The sequence below is a fragment of the Halomonas sp. AOP7-E1-9 genome (genome assembly GCF_052376035.1).
Taxonomy (GTDB): Bacteria; Pseudomonadota; Gammaproteobacteria; order Pseudomonadales; family Halomonadaceae; genus Vreelandella; species Vreelandella citrativorans.
Map to the genome: position 1 here is coordinate 23,897 of NZ_JBQSVC010000013.1, position 16,419 is coordinate 40,315.

Annotated in this window: 13 protein-coding genes; 7 read left to right on the forward strand and 6 right to left on the reverse strand. The window is 52.2% G+C overall.

What is annotated here, in order from left to right; genetic code table 11:
* Nucleotides 1-40 precede the first annotated feature (40 nt).
* Nucleotides 41-1,087, forward strand: a complete 1,047-nt coding sequence (locus tag ACT3R4_RS09305; protein ID WP_441678691.1) for a glycosyltransferase family 9 protein — start codon at nucleotides 41-43, stop codon at nucleotides 1,085-1,087.
* Here ACT3R4_RS09305 and ACT3R4_RS09310 read toward each other — a convergent pair.
* The gene (locus ACT3R4_RS09310) at nucleotides 1,060-2,187 is read right to left on the reverse strand and encodes a glycosyltransferase family 4 protein (protein ID WP_441678689.1); all 1,128 of its coding nucleotides are present in this window, start codon (nucleotides 2,185-2,187) and stop codon (nucleotides 1,060-1,062) included. The genes ACT3R4_RS09305 and ACT3R4_RS09310 overlap by 28 nt on opposite strands.
* Before the next feature lie 84 nt (nucleotides 2,188-2,271).
* On the opposite strand from ACT3R4_RS09310, the gene ACT3R4_RS09315 reads away from it, so the two are divergent.
* Complete coding sequence (locus ACT3R4_RS09315; RefSeq protein WP_441678687.1) at nucleotides 2,272-3,312, forward strand: glycosyltransferase family 9 protein; 1,041 nt, start codon at nucleotides 2,272-2,274, stop codon at nucleotides 3,310-3,312.
* On the opposite strand, the gene ACT3R4_RS09320 is transcribed toward ACT3R4_RS09315, so the two are convergent.
* Nucleotides 3,292-4,056 carry a glycosyltransferase family 2 protein gene (locus ACT3R4_RS09320; protein ID WP_172118935.1) on the reverse strand — a complete coding sequence of 255 codons (765 nt, stop codon included), beginning with the start codon at nucleotides 4,054-4,056 and terminating at the stop codon, nucleotides 3,292-3,294. The genes ACT3R4_RS09315 and ACT3R4_RS09320 overlap by 21 nt on opposite strands.
* Nucleotides 4,057-4,157: 101 nt before the next feature.
* The gene (locus tag ACT3R4_RS09325; RefSeq protein ID WP_441678685.1) at nucleotides 4,158-5,093 is read right to left on the reverse strand and encodes a glycosyltransferase family 2 protein; all 936 of its coding nucleotides are present in this window, start codon (nucleotides 5,091-5,093) and stop codon (nucleotides 4,158-4,160) included.
* A 352-nt stretch (nucleotides 5,094-5,445) separates the two neighbouring features.
* Here ACT3R4_RS09325 and ACT3R4_RS09330 point away from each other — a divergent pair, with 352 nt between their 5' ends.
* On the forward strand, nucleotides 5,446-7,098 hold the full coding sequence (locus ACT3R4_RS09330; protein ID WP_441678684.1) for a sulfatase-like hydrolase/transferase: 1,653 nt from the start codon (nucleotides 5,446-5,448) through the stop codon (nucleotides 7,096-7,098).
* Here ACT3R4_RS09330 and waaF read toward each other — a convergent pair.
* Both waaF and rfaD read right to left on the reverse strand, forming a co-directional pair.
* On the reverse strand, nucleotides 7,088-8,134 hold the full coding sequence (gene waaF / locus ACT3R4_RS09335) for a lipopolysaccharide heptosyltransferase II (protein WP_441678682.1): 1,047 nt from the start codon (nucleotides 8,132-8,134) through the stop codon (nucleotides 7,088-7,090). The genes ACT3R4_RS09330 and waaF overlap by 11 nt on opposite strands.
* Nucleotides 8,127-9,083, reverse strand: coding sequence for an ADP-glyceromanno-heptose 6-epimerase (gene rfaD / locus ACT3R4_RS09340; protein ID WP_441678680.1), 957 nt, complete (start codon nucleotides 9,081-9,083; stop codon nucleotides 8,127-8,129). Before rfaD ends, waaF begins: the two co-directional genes overlap by 8 nt.
* 111 nt (nucleotides 9,084-9,194) lie before the next feature.
* Here rfaD and glyQ point away from each other — a divergent pair, with 111 nt between their 5' ends.
* From glyQ to gmhB, 4 genes are all read left to right on the forward strand, one after another.
* Nucleotides 9,195-10,154 (forward strand): glycine--tRNA ligase subunit alpha, encoded by a 960-nt coding sequence (gene glyQ / locus ACT3R4_RS09345; RefSeq protein WP_192526755.1) that lies wholly within the window; start codon nucleotides 9,195-9,197, stop codon nucleotides 10,152-10,154.
* Nucleotides 10,154-12,220 (forward strand): glycine--tRNA ligase subunit beta, encoded by a 2,067-nt coding sequence (gene glyS / locus ACT3R4_RS09350; RefSeq protein ID WP_192526756.1) that lies wholly within the window; start codon nucleotides 10,154-10,156, stop codon nucleotides 12,218-12,220. The genes glyQ and glyS overlap by 1 nt, the downstream gene beginning before the upstream one ends.
* Nucleotides 12,221-12,499: 279 nt before the next feature.
* Nucleotides 12,500-13,288 (forward strand): BUD32 family EKC/KEOPS complex subunit, encoded by a 789-nt coding sequence (locus tag ACT3R4_RS09355; RefSeq protein ID WP_192526757.1) that lies wholly within the window; start codon nucleotides 12,500-12,502, stop codon nucleotides 13,286-13,288.
* Between the two features lie 11 nt (nucleotides 13,289-13,299).
* On the forward strand, nucleotides 13,300-13,863 hold the full coding sequence (gmhB, locus tag ACT3R4_RS09360) for a D-glycero-beta-D-manno-heptose 1,7-bisphosphate 7-phosphatase (protein ID WP_193053430.1): 564 nt from the start codon (nucleotides 13,300-13,302) through the stop codon (nucleotides 13,861-13,863).
* 102 nt (nucleotides 13,864-13,965) lie between these two features.
* On the opposite strand, the gene gyrB is transcribed toward gmhB, so the two are convergent.
* Entirely contained in the window at nucleotides 13,966-16,386 is a 2,421-nt protein-coding gene (gene gyrB, locus ACT3R4_RS09365) for a DNA topoisomerase (ATP-hydrolyzing) subunit B (protein ID WP_193056893.1), read from the reverse strand.
* Between the last annotated feature and the right edge of the window lie 33 nt (nucleotides 16,387-16,419).

Genomic DNA, 16,419 nt, shown 5'->3' on the forward strand with positions numbered 1-16,419 from the left:
TTATCGAATTATAATGAGCGCACGTAAGGAAAATAATCGAATGCCAAGATGGAATAAGGCGCTTGGGCGCAGGCTGCTTGAACGCTGGTACGACTACACTCCCGACAGCTGGCAACCCGACACAGTCCGCAAGGCAGTCATTCTCTGCCCAAAATCGGTTGGCGACGGAATGGCTATTTACCCCATCATCAGGGCCTTACAGGCGCGCCATGTTGATTGGCTCTGTGTCGTAGCATCGCACAGAAACGCCCCGGTCTTCGAAACACTGAAAAGTGAGGGAGTTGAAGTTCAAACTGTACCCAGAGACAGGGACTATAAAGCGGTCAAAACGCTCGCGAGGAGCCTTCGAAAGCGCCATGGAAGTATTGATCTTTGCGTAGACGCAACGGGACACGCCACCTCTCCCGGCATCTATTTTGTGGGCAAACTGAAAGCCCGTATGAACCTCACTTATAGCGCTTACAACATGCAGGCATTCGCTGACTTTGATCAGCCAATCACGTATGACACATCGCTACCCACTCGCTGGTCCAAGCTGATTGAGAAAGTCGGGTTAGGTAGTGTCGAAGGGCGCTTTGAGCTGCCGATCCCTGCCAATATCGATCAGGAAGTCCATCAGTGGGCGAGCGAGCTTGGCCCCTATGTACTGTTTAATCTTGATGGCGGCGCTGACTATCGCTGTATTTCCATGGCTAAAGCCACGGCGCTTATGGATACTGTTCATAGAACTACAGGGTTACCGCTGGTTATTCCCTATGCCCCCAGTGGTGAACAAAAAGCCGTGCAGTTAGCCAAACAGTTTCCATTTGTTCACACGTTTTCTGGCCCGTGCTCACTGTTGGTGTCAGCCGCTCTCGTCAAATATGCCGCCGTCGTTTTCTCACCCGACACCTCTATTGTGCATATCGCCAGCGCCTATAATCGCCCCACGGTGGGCGTGTATACGGTTATCGACAGCGCATGGCAACCCCAGGCAACGCCCCATGAAATCATCCATTCAACGGACCATGTTGAGCAGGGGCTGACACCCGAGCGGCTGGCTGACGCATTCAAGCGGGTCTACCCTTCATCTGCCGAGATTTTGTAATACTCAATCAAGCGCTTTACATGCCGCTGGTTACTAAAATGCTGCTCAACGCGCGTGCGGGCTGCCTTGCCCATAGCATGACGCGTTGTTTCATCACGCACCATGGCCTCCATCGCCGTGGCCCACGCGTTAATATCGTGCGGGCCCACGAGCACGCCAGAGGCTTCATCGACCAGTTCGGGTAGCGACCCCGTGTTGGAGCCAATAATCGGCAATGCGCACGCCATCGACTCAATAATGGTCAAACCAAACGCTTCATTTTCCGAGGGGATACATACCAAATCCAGCGCGGGCAAGATCTCGGGTAGGTCACTGCGGTGGCCGAGAAAGCTGATTCTTTTCTCAAGCGGCGTGCCCGCAATCATCGCTTGTAGCTCGCTATAGAAACTTTCTTCCCCCCCGGACGCATAGTCAGTACCGCCTATCGATACGGCGTAAAAGGGCAACGCGGGATCAAGTTCCAGTAGTGCTTTAACCCAGACATCCTGGCCTTTACCAGGCGTCACGCGCCCAGGCAATCCGATAATAACGGCCTCTTCAGGCAGTCCTAACTCTGCACGTTTGGTGCGAATAAAACGCTCATCATTGCAAGGGCGATACGTATTGATATCGACACCGTGAGGCAAGCAGACAACCCTTTCGCTGGGCAACGGGAGATTGCGAATATTACGAAGGTGAGTCGCCTGGCTAATCGACAGGACGCGCTCTACATTGGCATAAGCGAAGCGGTGGTAGAGGCTTTTTTTGGGACGCTGCCCGCCCATGTGGTCGGTGTAGAACACTCGAATACTCGGCATAACCAGTTTTAAAAGTGCGGTTAAACGCAGGTCACTCGACTTATGGCAGTGGATAACGCGAACGTTCTCTTCAATCAACCATCGGCGGATGCGTAATACGTGCTTTAGCGCTTGAGTACTGCTTTTGAATGCCAAGTAAGGTATCTGATGACGCTGCATATAAGTATTAATCCGCGTGCCCTCAAGGCAGATGCCGATGACGTCAATCTGGGCCGCTTTTAAATCCTCGGTTATACGGTCAACATAAAACTCCATCCCGCCGTTACCCTTCGACAGACAAAGTTGCACCACCTTATTTACCATCGCATCCCTCACTTCGCCACGCACTGTTAAACAAGCTCTTCATTCTCTTGTAGTATACAGGCTGCAATTAACGGGGCACCCAAAATGGCGCAGAAAGTGCTGGTCGTACGTAATGATAAAATTGGTGATTTCATGCTGGCCTGGCCAGCGCTGGCCTGCCTAAAAAGCGCATCACCTACGCCGCATATTACGGTGCTGGTACCGGCTTACACTGCACCGCTAGCCAACGCGTGCCCTTGGGTGGATGAGGTCATTACCGACCCTGGTAGCCATGCTGACAAACACGCCCAGAAAGCGCTGCTTAAGCGCGTAAAATCCGCCCAGTTTGATGCGCTACTGACCCTGTTTTCAACGCCACGCATTGGCTGGCTAGGCTGGCGGGCAGGTATACCGCTTCGTGTTGCTCCTGCGACCAAGTGGGCTCAACTGTTTTACAACGTGCGCATTCGCCAGCGCCGCTCTCAATCGGCAAAGCCTGAATATCAGTACAACGTGGACCTGGCGTGCGAGCTGTTAGCCAAACTTTCGCTTAAGCTGCCTGCACTGCCCGAACCGCCCTTTTGGCCACTGCCCAGAACACAAATGCAGGGCCAAACGCCGACAGAGGAGATGACAGCCGAAGTATCTATCGTTGTGCATCCAGGCAGCGGTGGCTCGGCGGTTAATCTTTCAATTGATCAGTACGCGGGGCTTATTGCTCAAATAGACCAGCAGGTGAAAGAAGTGCCGCCTATTAATTGGTTGATCAGCGCCGGCCCCGGAGAAGAGGCACCTGCCCAAGCGTTAATCGACCGGCTTGCCAGCGCTGGCATCACGGCCAGGCATCTACCCGAGAGCAGCAACGTTGCTGAGTTTGCCCACCGGCTTGCCGAGGCCGATATGCTGATTGCGGGCTCAACTGGCCCGCTGCATATTGCTGGATGCCTGGACATCGCCACCGCAGGATTCTACCCGGCTAAACGCTCGGCCACCCCACTGCGCTGGCAAACGTGCAACAGCGCTGAAAAGCGGCTGGCCTTTAGCCCTCCGGCCACTGCTGACCAGCAGGACATGTCGGCGATTGATATTGACGCTGCCGCTCAGCAAATTTCAACGTTTCTCCTTTCAGCGTTTATGCGGGGGTGATGTTCGGGTGCGGATCCATAAGTCAGCGTACTTATTAAACGTAGAGTGCGCTGACAAAAGCGCTAGCAAGAACCCCTGCTTGCCATCCTTAAAGCCCGCTTTTAGCAGATACATCTTCACAAAGCAGGCAAGCCCATGAGTGAAACCACTCGCCAGCGTGGCCGTTTTACCCTGAGCGGCCCGTTGCTCCGACCACGCCTGCGCATAGTGGGCAGATTTTTCCAGATAATGGCGCAAATCACGGTAGGTGTAGTGCAGCAAATCACCTGATAGGCGTTTGACCGCTAGACCATCGGGCACCACCAGTTTTTCATGTACCAGCGCTGCATTATAGGATGCTTGCCCTTTGGGATAGAGACGCGCGACCCAGTCCGGATACCAGCCGGAATGACGAATAAACCGCCCGAAACACCAGGAAAGCCGCCCGAGACTAAAAACGGCTGGCCCCCCCTGCACAGCCTCCTGAATGCTTTTTTGCAGCGCTGGCGTAATGCGCTCATCGGCATCCACCATCAATATCCACTCGTGGCTGGCCAGCGCCTCGGCGCGCTGGCGCTGTACGCCAAAGCCCTGCCAATCCGTATTAACGCTTACGTTATCCGTATACTCGCGCGCAATCGCGCAGGTTTCATCCTGGCTCCCCGCATCCAGTACGACGATTTCGTCGGCCCAGGTGAGCGTATCAAGACATTCGCGCAGATGGTGCGCTTCATTTTTAACAATCAACACAGCAGAAATTGACAAGAGGATTTCTCAGCTTAAGAGTTTTTCAAGGTAACAGCATCATAGCTTTCACAAATCGCATGTGAAAATTAGCATCTTTTTAATTAGCATCTTGCTGTTTTCTAAACGACCTCTTCGTGGTGCTTCTTTATTTTTTGAGAGTATCTCAAGCTGTTTTTTTGCGGAAATCCACTTAGCATAGACAGGAACATTCTGACGCCCATTTTCTTCTTAAACATTCTAAAAAACAGCTTAAAGAATAATGCTATTTTAAGTAGAATCCGACCGGTGCGATTGTAGTGTTTATTTAGCAAGTGGTAATAGGAGATATAAAATTCTTGTTGCATCAGAAACCCTTGCTCTGTGCTACCACCCGCTTCATGAAATATCTGTGCTTCAGGAATAAAAAAAACTTTCCTATCAGATTCCCAAATTCTTTTAGCAATATCCTCTTCTTCACAGTAAAGAAAAAAGGCAGTATCAAAACCACCAATATCGCAAAAAGCATCTGCATTAAAAAACATGCAAGAGCCACTAACAACTTCAACCTGCGTGGGTTTATCTAGCTTCACACGATTGCTTGGAAATTTAACCTTTGAAAACTTTCTTTGCACGCTGTTACCAAACAGCTGCTTTAAAAGATGGGGAAACTGTTTATGCGAAGATGAATGATTGTTGTTGGCATCGACTATTTGAGCAGTTGCCAACGCCACCTCTGCGTTTGAATCCAGATATTTCTTTAATACACCTGCCGTATTATTTAAAAGCTTGCAATCATTGTTAACAAAAAAGTAATACTGTCCACTCGCATGATTTACCCCTAGCATATTGCCACTTGAGAACCCGCTGTTTATGGAGTTCCTAATTAATTTCACGTCATTTTTATCTTTCAAAAACTCTTTCAGACTTAAAAAATCTTTATCTTCAGAGGCATTATCAACAACGATAATTTCGTAAGATATGCTATCAGTATTCGATAAAATGCTATTAATTAACTCAGCTGTATGTTGTGAAGAATTATAATTTATCGTAATAAATGACACTTCTATTTTTTTCATAAGGAACCACTGTGGTTGAGTTCAATTTAAAGAATGCTTCATTACAATAAATGACGAACACTCCTGATAGCGGTTGCAGATAGATGTATATAGTCAACCATTTAAATTCTACCGTAAGCAGCCATACTATTAAACATCGCTGCCAACCCGCCCTGGATCGATAAAGACCAACAGCTCACTCAGATAGCCACAGTAGGCTGCCTCAATGTGCTGCTATACAGCAAGCCAAACTTTCCCCCTGCCGACCAAGGGCATAAGACGGCAGATGGTTTTTCGGCGGCGCTTTAGCGTAACATTGCACTAGCACCAACAACGTTATTTTACCAAAATTGCAATAGCATTAGGATATGGCATGCCCTCTTCAAGGATACTGAAACTTACTCCCTGGCTGCCACTAGCGACCATTGGCCTTAGCCTGGGCTATGCCGCAACCGTGTTAACTCGCCTGCCCTGGTGGGCTCTCTTTCTCATCGCAGCTGGTTGGGTCGGTACGGGGTTGAAGCTGAGCTGGGGTCGCCCAGCAAATGCTCGCTACCGCAAAGTATGGCCTTGGTCATTAGTGCCGCTAAGCTTGATGGGCGTGTACGTTTATTTAGCTGACAGCTTCGGCAATGTCGATTTAGGCGCTGTGTTTTTTCATTTACAGGCCGGTATCGCGGAGCACGGCGGCGCCAGCAAAATGGTGGTCGCGGTACTTTATACGCTGACTATGCTGGGCATTTTATGCTCCATTACGTGGCTTTCGCGCCATGACCAGCGCTGGCGACTAGCCGAGCGCTATTTTGCGATTATTTTGCTGGCGACCAACCCGTTACTTTATGGCTTGGGGCAACGCAGCGTTGCCGTTGTGGCTGATGATAGAGAGTGGTTAAATCGACGTTATATGCCGCCCATGACCGGCGAGCAGTCACACACGCCTAATCTGCTAATCATGTACCTGGAGAGCCTTGAGCGGACCTATAGCAACGAGGTTTTTGATGACGCTTATGCCGACTTGAACACGCTGGGCGAACAGGGTCTGGTTTTCGAAGGCATCCGACAAATGGAAAACACCGGCTGGACCATGGCGGGAATGATCGCCAGTCAGTGTGGTGTTCCGCTAATGCCTGCCGGGCTTTTACACGATACACAGTTTGAGCCATTGCAAAAGGTGGTGCCTGGCGTTGACTGCCTGGGTGATATTTTATCGGCTCAAGGATATCAATTAAGCTACCTGGGGGGCGCTAGTACACAGTTCGCGGGTAAAGGCCTTTTCTATCGCGGTCATCAGTTTAATAGCGTAAAGGGTAAAGAAGAGTTTTTACCCGACATGGAAGATCCAGAGTATTTAAATAGCTGGGGACTCCATGACGACACGCTTTATGATTTTACCGCTGATGAAATACGCCGGTTAAATGAAGAGGATAGCGGCCCCTGGGCAGTGGTGAATCTTAACCTGGCAGGCCATGCGCCGAGCGGGTTTCCGTCCCAAACCTGCCAGGACCGCCAGGGCACATTTGATGGCCAGGATATTCTGTATTCTGTGGAGTGCTCGGCTCATGAAGCACGGGTATTTATTGAGCAGTTACAGCGCGAAGGGCTTTTGGATAATACGTTGGTAGTTGTACTCAGCGATCACCTCACCATGCGAGTCTCCGTATGGGACCAACTGACAGCTCTGGACCGCGATAATACGCTGATTATGCTCGGCGACTATATTGAGCCCCAGCGTATTCGCCGCGATGCTACGATGCTGGATGTGTTTCCAACGATATTAGAAGCGCTCGGCTTTACCTTGAACGATCACCGAGCAGGGCTGGGTGCTTCACTACTCAGTGAAAAACCCACGCTGGTTGAGGTGCATGGTATCGAAACACTCAACGAGCGCTTGCGTGAGGAAACCGCCCTGCAGCACCGCTTATGGGAAGGACTAACGCCCCAACGCCGTGAAGCAGAAGATACCTCGACAGATCAAGTGACAGAAACGCCAGCGGATCAGGCCGACGAAGTAAACATCACCCATTAATGATCAAGCCGCTGGCACGCTGCTGGTCGGCTCGCATCGCCTGATAGACCTGCTCTACCGCTAACTGATTAAGGCAGTTGGTATGCCCCAACGGGCAAACACGCTTAAAGCAGGGCGAGCAGTAGAGCCCCAAATAATGAGCGACAGCGTTGTTGGTCAAGGGCGGCGTATAGGCCGGTGACGAAGAGCCGTAAAGCGCATGAATGCGCACGCCGACGGCAGCGGCCACATGCATGAGACCTGAGTCGTTGGTTACCACTTGCCGACAGTCGGCCAACAGGTCTACCGCATCGGCTAACTGCGTTTTGCCGCATAAATTATGCGCATGGGGCAGCCCTTTCACGATGCTCTCGCCTGCCGAATGATCTTTTGGCCCACCCAGTACCCGAATTTCAAAACCGTCGCTGATAAGTTGCGCGGCCAGGTTGTGAAAATAGGCCAGCGGCCACTGCTTGGCAGGCCCATATTCTGCGCCGGGCATCATGCCAATGGCAGGCCGCGATGACAGCGCATGAGCCAAGCGCAAATTAACCAGGTTATCCCGGTCGATCATTAAACGCGGCCTGGGGATCGGAAAATCCCCGTTTAGCGCTTCATCACGAGGCAAACCCAGCGATACAAACCGCTTTACGGTCTGGTCCAGAACCTGCTTATCTAGCTTGCGGCGCTCTTTTAAAAGCCCATAGCGATGCTCGCCCAAAAAGCCTACCCGCTCGGGAATGCGGGCCATGAAGGGAACGAGGGCGGCTTTCCAGGAGCGTGGCAGCACAATAGCACGGTCAAAGCGCCCTTTTAGCTGGCCGGCGAGTTCACGGCGATTAGCCAAACCAAACTCGCCGTGACCAACAGCCAAGGGGAGCACTTCGTCTACCTCCGGCATACGCTCTAAAATGGGCTGTGACCACGCGGGCGCAACCACCCCAATGGTCGCATCAGGCTGACGCGCTTTAAGCGTCATAAAGAGGCTTTGCGCCATGACCATATCGCCCACCCATGACGGGCCAACCACCAGCAGACGCTTGGCGGAATTAGCCATTTAGCCACTCCAGGTAAGCGCCAACCCCTTGGGCCACGGTTTTGAACTCAACATCGCAGCCGGCTTCACGCAAATGACTGATGTCAGCACGCGTGTAGCTTTGATAACGGCCTTTCAACTCCTCAGGAAAATCGATGTAATTGATCTCGCCTTTGCCATAGAAGTCGATGACTGCTTCGCCAATCGCTTTAAAGGGCTCTGCTCGGCCAGTTCCCAAGTTAAAAATGCCAGACGCTTGAGGGTTATCCAAAAACCATAGATTGACGTCGACGACATCGCCCACGTACACAAAATCCCGGCTCTGCATACCAGCCTCATAACCACCATAGCCGCCAAACAGTTTCAGGGTTTCGCCGTTACGGATTTGAAGATGGTTATGGTAGGCGACACTTGCCATCTTGCCTTTATGCTGTTCACGAGGGCCGTAGACGTTGAAATAACGGAAACCAACGACCTGGGTAGTCAGCGACTCCCAGCGTGAGCGCACATGTTGATCAAACAGCAGCTTGGAGTAACCGTAGACATTAAGCGGTTTTTCGTACTCGGGCGCCTCTTTAAAGACGTCACTGCCGCCATAGGTCGCTGCGGATGATGCGTAGAGGAAAGGGATACCGAATTTCTCACAATAATTCAGCAGTACCTTCGAGTACTCGAAGTTATTTTTCATCATGTACTGGCCGTCCCACTCAGTGGTATCGGAACACGCCCCTTCATGAAAAATCGCCTCGATGTTTGGCAAGTCGGTGATCTCACCGCGCAACGCGGCCTCTATCTTGGCAAGAAAGTCATCTTTATCCAGGTAATCGGCCAGCGTACAGTCGGCTAAATTGACAAATTTAGTGCCGTCGCGCAGGTCATCCACCACCATGACATCATTACGGCCGCGCGCATTCAGTGCTTTCACGATGTTTGCGCCAATAAAACCGGCACCGCCTGTTACAACGATCATTTTGCTCTCCTTAACCAAAAGCGGTTCTGTTGGCTTATGTGCCTATAACCCATCTGCCTAGGATTGTATACTTGACGGCTTATGAATTCATGGCCAACGGTGCTTTCTGCGATGAGTGTCTCGACAAACCAATCGACACCTGATGTGTCGACCTTCCAAGGCTTGATCCTTGCTCTGCAACAGTACTGGGCAGAACAGGGCTGCGTCATTCTCCAACCTCTTGATATGGAAGTTGGCGCGGGCACCTTTCATCCCGCTACTTTCCTGCGCTCAATCGGCCCGGAAAGCTGGAACGCGGCCTACGTTCAGCCTTCTCGCCGCCCAACCGATGGCCGCTATGGCGAAAACCCCAATCGCCTGCAGCACTACTACCAGTTTCAGGTCGTCATGAAGCCATCGCCAAGTAATCTGCAGGACCTTTATCTTGGCTCACTAAAGCGTTTAGGCCTGGACCCACTGATCCACGATGTGCGCTTTGTTGAGGATAACTGGGAATCGCCAACGCTGGGCGCTTGGGGCCTGGGTTGGGAAGTATGGCTCAATGGGATGGAAGTTACCCAGTTCACCTATTTCCAGCAAGCGGGCGGTATTGAGTGCTACCCCGTTACCGGTGAGCTGACCTATGGTCTTGAGCGGATTGCCATGTATCTGCAAAACGTTGACAGCGTTTACGACCTGGTATGGGCGATTGCCCCGGACGGTAGCCAAGTCACCTATGGCGATGTGTATCTACAGAACGAGCGTGAGCAATCGACCTATAACTTCGAGCATGCCGACGTCGATCAACTGTTTGCCTCCTTCGATCACCAGGAGCGTGAGTGTACCAAGCTGCTGACCGCCAACCTGCCCTTACCTGCTTATGAGCAGGTACTCAAGGCATCACACACCTTTAACCTTCTGGATGCCCGTCACGCTATTTCGGTAACCGAGCGTCAGCGCTTTATTCTGCGCGTACGCACCATGGCGCGGGATGTTGCCCATACCTACTTTGAGTCGCGTAAAGCAGCAGGTTTCCCCATGGCTCCAGAAGCGCTTCGCCGCGAACTACTTGCCGATCAGGGAGATGCATAATGGCTGTTGATACGCTTTTATTAGAACTGGGCGCCGAAGAGCTGCCACCCGCGGCGCTGGATGCACTCTCTGACGCGTTTGCTGCGGGGATTGAAAAAGGCCTGCAAGAGGCCGAGATTCCTTTCCAGCACGTGACCGCTTACGCCACGCCTCGCCGTTTAGCCGTCAAGGTCAGCGAGCTTGCCGATAAACAGCCTGACCGCGAAGTAGAGCGTCGTGGGCCGGCGCTGGCCGCCGCCTTTAAAGACGGTGTTGCAAGCAAAGCAGCCGAAGGCTTCGCTCGCTCCTGTGGTGTTAGCGTCGATGAGCTAATTCACTTGGAAACAGACAAAGGCACCTGGCTTGGCTACCGCGAACAGCAGCAGGGTGAGAGCCTTCAAGCACTTCTGCCCGAGATTCTGCGTAAAGCCATTCAGGGCCTGCCTGTACCTAAAAATATGCGCTGGGGGGCATCACGTATTGAGTTCTCCCGCCCGGTACACTGGTTGGTCGCACTTTACGGCAGCGATGTCATTGCCGCAGAAGTGCTGGGATTACAGGCTAGCCGCACCACCTATGGCCACCGCTTCCACGCCCCCAATGCGATTCAGCTTGAGCACGCCGATGATTATCTGGCCACGCTCGAAAACGCTTACGTATTGGCGGACCGCAAGCTGCGTCGCGAACGCATTCGCGAGCAAGTACTAGCCGAAGCGGAAGTACAGGACGCCAATGCCGTTATCGACGAAACCCTGCTCGTTGAGGTCAGTGGTTTGGTGGAGTGGCCGGTCGCACTTACCGGCAGTTTCGATGAGCGCTTTTTGGAGGTCCCGGCGGAGTGTTTGATCTCCTCCATGAAGGCCAATCAAAAGTACTTCCACCTGCTGGATGACCAGGGCAAGCTCAAACCGCTGTTTATCACTATCTCCAATATCGATAGCGCTGATCCACAACAGGTAATTTCGGGTAACGAAAAAGTCATTCGTCCGCGCCTGGCGGATGCCGCCTTCTTCTACGATACCGACCGTAAGCAGAGCCTGGCTTCGCGCATTCCGCAACTTGAAAGCGTAGTGTTTCAGCAGCAGTTGGGAACACTGGCCGACAAAGCACGTCGTACCACCGCTATTGCCACTTTCATTGCTGAGAAGATCAACGGTGACGTTGCCAATGCACAGCGTGCTGTGGCACTTGCCAAGTGTGACCTTGTCACCGAAATGGTGCTCGAGTTCCCTGAGTTACAGGGCATTATGGGTCGCTACTACGCCGAGCAGGACGGCGAGCCTGCGGATGTTGCTCAAGCGATTGAAGAGCAGTACCTGCCACGCTTTGCCAGCGATGCTATTCCGCAAAGCCTGACCGGGCAAACGCTGGCCTTGGCGGATCGCCTGGACACCCTGGTAGGTATCTTTGGTATTGGTCAGCGTCCAACCGGCGCAAAAGATCCCTTCGCCCTGCGCCGCGCCTCAATTGGCGTGTTGAATATCCTGATCAAGGGCGAGCTGAATCTTGATCTGCGCGAGCTTTTAGATGCCGCCGCTCAGCAGCATCAGGGGCTGCCCAAGGCTGAGGGGCTGGTAGAGGACGTGCTGACCTATATGCTGGATCGCTTCCGCGCCTGGGGTCAGGAAGAAGGCATTAGCGCCGAGATGTACCTGGCGGTGCGTGCACGCCCGGTCACCAACCCGCTCGATTTCGCTCGCCGGCTGCGCGCGGTGAAAGCCTTTGCTCAACGTGAAGAGGCAGCTGCGTTAGCCGCCGCTAACAAGCGCGTGACCAATATTCTGAGCAAGCAGGATCACAACGGCAACCTTCAGGTTGACCCGAGCCTGCTGCAAGAGGAAGCCGAGCAGGTACTATTCAAGGCCGTTACCAGCCGCCAGGAGCAGGTAGCCCCGCTGTTTGGTACCGGTGATTATCAGCAAGCGCTGGATGTACTGGCGACGCTTCGTGAACCCGTTGATGCATTTTTTGATCAGGTGATGGTCATGGCGGATGATGAAGCAGTACGCAATAACCGTCTTGCTCTTTTGGCGAGCCTTCAGGCACTGTTCCTGGAAGTTGCTGATATTTCGCTGCTCCCCCAATAACGCTCTCTCGACCGTCTGCCGGTGGCTTTTATGCCACCGGCAGCACGCTTATCACTCCTTCCCCTACCTGCCTTTTAGCGCGCTCATTTCTGGCTGTGACGTATAATCGTGATGCTCCTCTTTGAAGGTCTCTTCACGCGCTGCTGGTTTGTTTCACGTGAAACACCGTGAAAAAATAATCGATTTTTACTAAAATAAAGTTTTCCTGATGCGTTAATTCCCCTTTATAGACGTAATGCGTGTTATTGCTTGGGTGCATAAGCACTCTGGAGTTGCCCTGTGTACGATCTCTTTCTACTGGACTCATTTCCCCAGCAACAGGCTAGCATGGCTTCCCATACGCTGAATGGCCAAAAGGTGTGGTTAAACCGTGCCGCCAAACGGAACTCGCAGCTTGCCTATGCGCCGCTCAAGTTATTGGCTGCATGGTTTAATATTGAAGCGTTAAAGCCGGTCCCCAACCTGGGCGGCGAGCAAAGTATTTTCACCGAGGCCCAACGGATTAGAGCCTTAAGTGAAGCAGGTATCTCCGTTCCCGTCATCCTGGCCGAAAATCCTCAAGCCCTTCTTTTAGCGGATGCAGGGTCGCCTGAACAACCCGCGGTGACACTGCTGGAAAAGCTCAAAAAGGCGAGCAGTGTTGAGGAAGTGGATAAAGCGCTTAGTCAAAGCATTCAGGCACTCAACGCGGTTCATGAGCGCAATTGCTACCTGAGTGAAGCGTTCGCACGCAATATCCTTATCACCCACGACCAAACTGTCTTTATCGATTTTGAAACGGATCCAGGTAAAGTACATACCCCAATCAACTGCATGGTGCGCGATTGGTACTGCTTTATCTTTTCACTCTATGGCAAACTCTCTAAATCACCGATGCAAATCGAACGTTTAACCCCTGCGCTGATTGATGGATTGCACAGCGCCCGGCAGGAAGTTCGAGAGCAGTTTAAAAAAACGCTGCCCAAACTACTCCGCTTGCAAAAAATCCCATTTAAATATCTGGGTAGTGATGGCCGCAAAATTAGCGTCACGTTGCAGGCGTTGGCGATGCTTAATCAGCGTCTTTAATGGAACGCGCAATGCCTATCTCCCCCGAGCAGCTGGTTATTCTTGATCGTGACGGCGTCATTAATCAGGATTCTGACGCCTATATAAAGTCACTCGAAGAGTGGCTGCCCTACCCTTCTTCCATCCATGCTATCGCTAAATTATCCCAAGCCGGTTACACCGTTGCGATAGCCACGAATCAGTCGGGCATTGGTCGCGGTTATTACGATGCAGGCGTTCTCGGTCAAATGCATGACCGTCTAAATGCGTTGGTCAATGCCGCAGGAGGAACCATTGCGCATATCGCTTATTGCCCGCATGGACCCGCCGATGATTGCGAGTGCCGCAAACCCTTACCGGGCTTGCTGCACGATATTCAGCGTGCACTAAGTTTATCGAGCTTATCCGGCAGTTGGATGGTGGGTGATAGCCTGCGCGACCTGCAAGCGGGCGAAGCATGTGGCTGTCAGTCGGTATTAGTAAAAACTGGCAAAGGCGAGAAAACACTGGCCAAGGGCGTAGGCCTGGAAAATGCCCACGTTTATACAGATTTAGCCGAGTTTGTCGATTGGCTGTTATCCCGTTCATCCGGCTGAATTTTATAGCTCAAAAAAATGCCGCTGGCTTTAAGCCAGCGGCATTTTTCATTTCAAACAATGTTTCACGTGAAACATGTTATGCGAGCTTCGCTCGGTGCCTTATACGTCCAGATTAGCGACCAAGGCATTGCTTTCGATAAAGTTACGCCGTGGCTCTACATCATCACCCATCAAGGTGTTAAACATCATATCGGCGGCGACGGCGTCTTCAACCGTAACACGCAGCATACGGCGGCTATCCGGGTCCATGGTGGTTTCCCAAAGCTGATCTGGGTTCATTTCGCCCAGCCCTTTATAGCGCTGTACCGAAAGGCCACGCTGACCTTCCTGCATTAGCCACTGCAACACCTCGGAGAAGTGAGCCACAGGCTTCTGACGCTCGCCACGGGAAATAAAGGCGCCCTCTTCAAGCAGCCCATTAAGGGTATCACCCAGCGCTGAAATAGCCCGATAATCCGCACTTTCAAAGAAGTCCAGGCCCCAGTCGTACTCGGTAGTCACGCCATGCGCAATAAGCGACACGGTAGGCAATAACAAGCCACGCTCCTCATCTTCTTTCAGATAGAAGGTGTAACGCGGCCCGCCTTCATAGGCCACCATGTCATCCATGACTTTTTGCAGTTCAGCAATCCAGTTTTCCATGGTGACACGATCTTTAAGACTCGCCTCGCCCTGCAATCCTGTGACATGGATGATCTGCTTCAATACTTCAATCGGGTAAACGCGCGCCAGGCGATCGATACGCTTCATCACGTTGCGATACTGGTTTACCAGGGCTTCCAGCTGCGAACCGGAGATACCCGGCGCGTCCGCATTCACATATAGGCCTGCGCCATCCAGCGCTGTCGTGGTCAAGTAATCGACCATGGCCTGCTCATCTTTAAGATAGAGCTCTTGCTTGCCTCGCTTGATCTTATAGAGCGGCGGCTGGGCAATAAAAATATGGCCGCGCTCAATCAGCTCCGGCATTTGCCGGAAGAAGAAGGTCAGTAGCAAGGTACGAATATGCGAACCGTCGACATCCGCATCGGTCATGATGATGATGGAGTGATAACGGAGTTTATCGGGGTTAAATTCTTCGCGGCCGATACCACAGCCCAGCGCGGTGATGAGCGTACCCACTTCAGCTGACGAAAGCATTTTGTCAAAACGCGCTTTTTCGACGTTCAGGATTTTACCTTTAAGCGGCAAAATAGCCTGAGTGCGGCGGTCACGCCCCTGCTTGGCACTGCCACCGGCCGAGTCGCCCTCCACCAGGTAGAGTTCTGACTGGCTGGGGTCTTTCTCCTGGCAATCAGCAAGTTTGCCCGGCAGACCTGCAATATCCAGCGCGCCTTTACGCCGCGTCATGTCCCGGGCCTTACGTGCTGCTTCACGCGCACGCGCCGCATCCAGCATTTTATTAACGATTGCTTTGGCTTCGTTAGGCTTTTCAATCAGGTAGTCAGAAAACAGGCGGCCCATTTCCTGCTCAACGGCTGTTTTCACTTCACTGGACACCAGCTTGTCCTTGGTTTGTGAAGAGAATTTCGGGTCAGGCACTTTGACAGAAACAATCGCCGTTAAGCCTTCACGAGCATCATCACCCGCCGTGCTTACCTTGGCTTTTTTGAGCAGGCCTTCCGCTTCGATGTAGTTATTCATCGTGCGCGTTAGCGCTGCCCGGAAGCCGGCCAAGTGAGTGCCGCCATCACGCTGAGGAATATTATTGGTATAACAGAAGATGCTTTCCGTAAAGACATCGCTCCACTGCATTGCCACTTCGACTTCAACACCGTCCTCCCGCGAGGCAGTAAAGTGGAAAACAGGGTTCAGAACCGTTTTATTGGAGTTGAGGTGATCAACAAAGGCTTTCAAGCCGCCTTCGTAATGAAACAGCTCTTCCTTACCGCTGCGATCATCCATTAGCCGAATGGCAACGCCAGAATTCAAAAACGACAGCTCACGCAGGCGTTTGGCCAAAATATCGTAATGGAATTCAATATTAGCAAAGGTATTCTGGGAAGGGCGGAAATGAACACGTGATCCGGTTTTTTCCGTTTTACCCACCACGCTAAGTGGTGCCTGAGGCACGCCATGGTGATAAATCTGCTCAAACACTTCGCCCTGGCGCCAGATGGTTAAGCGTAGCTCTTCAGAAAGCGCATTAACCACGGAAACACCCACACCGTGAAGACCGCCAGATACTTTATAAGAGTTATCGTCAAACTTACCGCCCGCGTGCAACACGGTCATGATGACTTCTGCGGCAGAGACACCCTCCTCTTCGTGCAGCTCGGTAGGAATACCGCGACCATTATCGCTAACGGTTACCGACTCATCGGCATGAATAACCACGCGAATTTCACTACAATGGCCCGCCAAAGCCTCATCGATGGAGTTATCCACCAACTCGAAGACCATGTGGTGCAACCCGGTGCCGTCGTCGGTATCACCGATGTACATACCAGGACGTTTGCGTACTGCATCCAGTCCTTTGAGCACCTTGATGCTTGATGAATCGTAAGCCTGTTCGCTCATTGACCACTCCGTCGTGAAGTCTGTCTTGTCCCG

Excerpts from the sequence above, each read along its gene's own strand:
- ACT3R4_RS09325 (WP_441678685.1), bottom strand. The coding sequence starts at position 5,093 with ATGAAAAAAATAGAAGTGTCATTTATTACGATAAATTATAATTCTTCA.
- ACT3R4_RS09305 (WP_441678691.1), top strand. The coding sequence starts at position 41 with ATGCCAAGATGGAATAAGGCGCTTGGGCGCAGGCTGCTTGAACGCTGG.
- ACT3R4_RS09330 (WP_441678684.1), top strand. The coding sequence starts at position 5,446 with ATGCCCTCTTCAAGGATACTGAAACTTACTCCCTGGCTGCCACTAGCG.
- ACT3R4_RS09310 (WP_441678689.1), bottom strand. The coding sequence starts at position 2,187 with ATGGTAAATAAGGTGGTGCAACTTTGTCTGTCGAAGGGTAACGGCGGG.
- glyQ (WP_192526755.1), top strand. The coding sequence starts at position 9,195 with ATGAGTGTCTCGACAAACCAATCGACACCTGATGTGTCGACCTTCCAA.
- gmhB (WP_193053430.1), top strand. The coding sequence starts at position 13,300 with ATGCCTATCTCCCCCGAGCAGCTGGTTATTCTTGATCGTGACGGCGTC.
- gyrB (WP_193056893.1), bottom strand. The coding sequence starts at position 16,386 with ATGAGCGAACAGGCTTACGATTCATCAAGCATCAAGGTGCTCAAAGGA.
- glyS (WP_192526756.1), top strand. The coding sequence starts at position 10,154 with ATGGCTGTTGATACGCTTTTATTAGAACTGGGCGCCGAAGAGCTGCCA.
- rfaD (WP_441678680.1), bottom strand. The coding sequence starts at position 9,083 with ATGATCGTTGTAACAGGCGGTGCCGGTTTTATTGGCGCAAACATCGTG.
- ACT3R4_RS09315 (WP_441678687.1), top strand. The coding sequence starts at position 2,272 with ATGGCGCAGAAAGTGCTGGTCGTACGTAATGATAAAATTGGTGATTTC.
- waaF (WP_441678682.1), bottom strand. The coding sequence starts at position 8,134 with ATGGCTAATTCCGCCAAGCGTCTGCTGGTGGTTGGCCCGTCATGGGTG.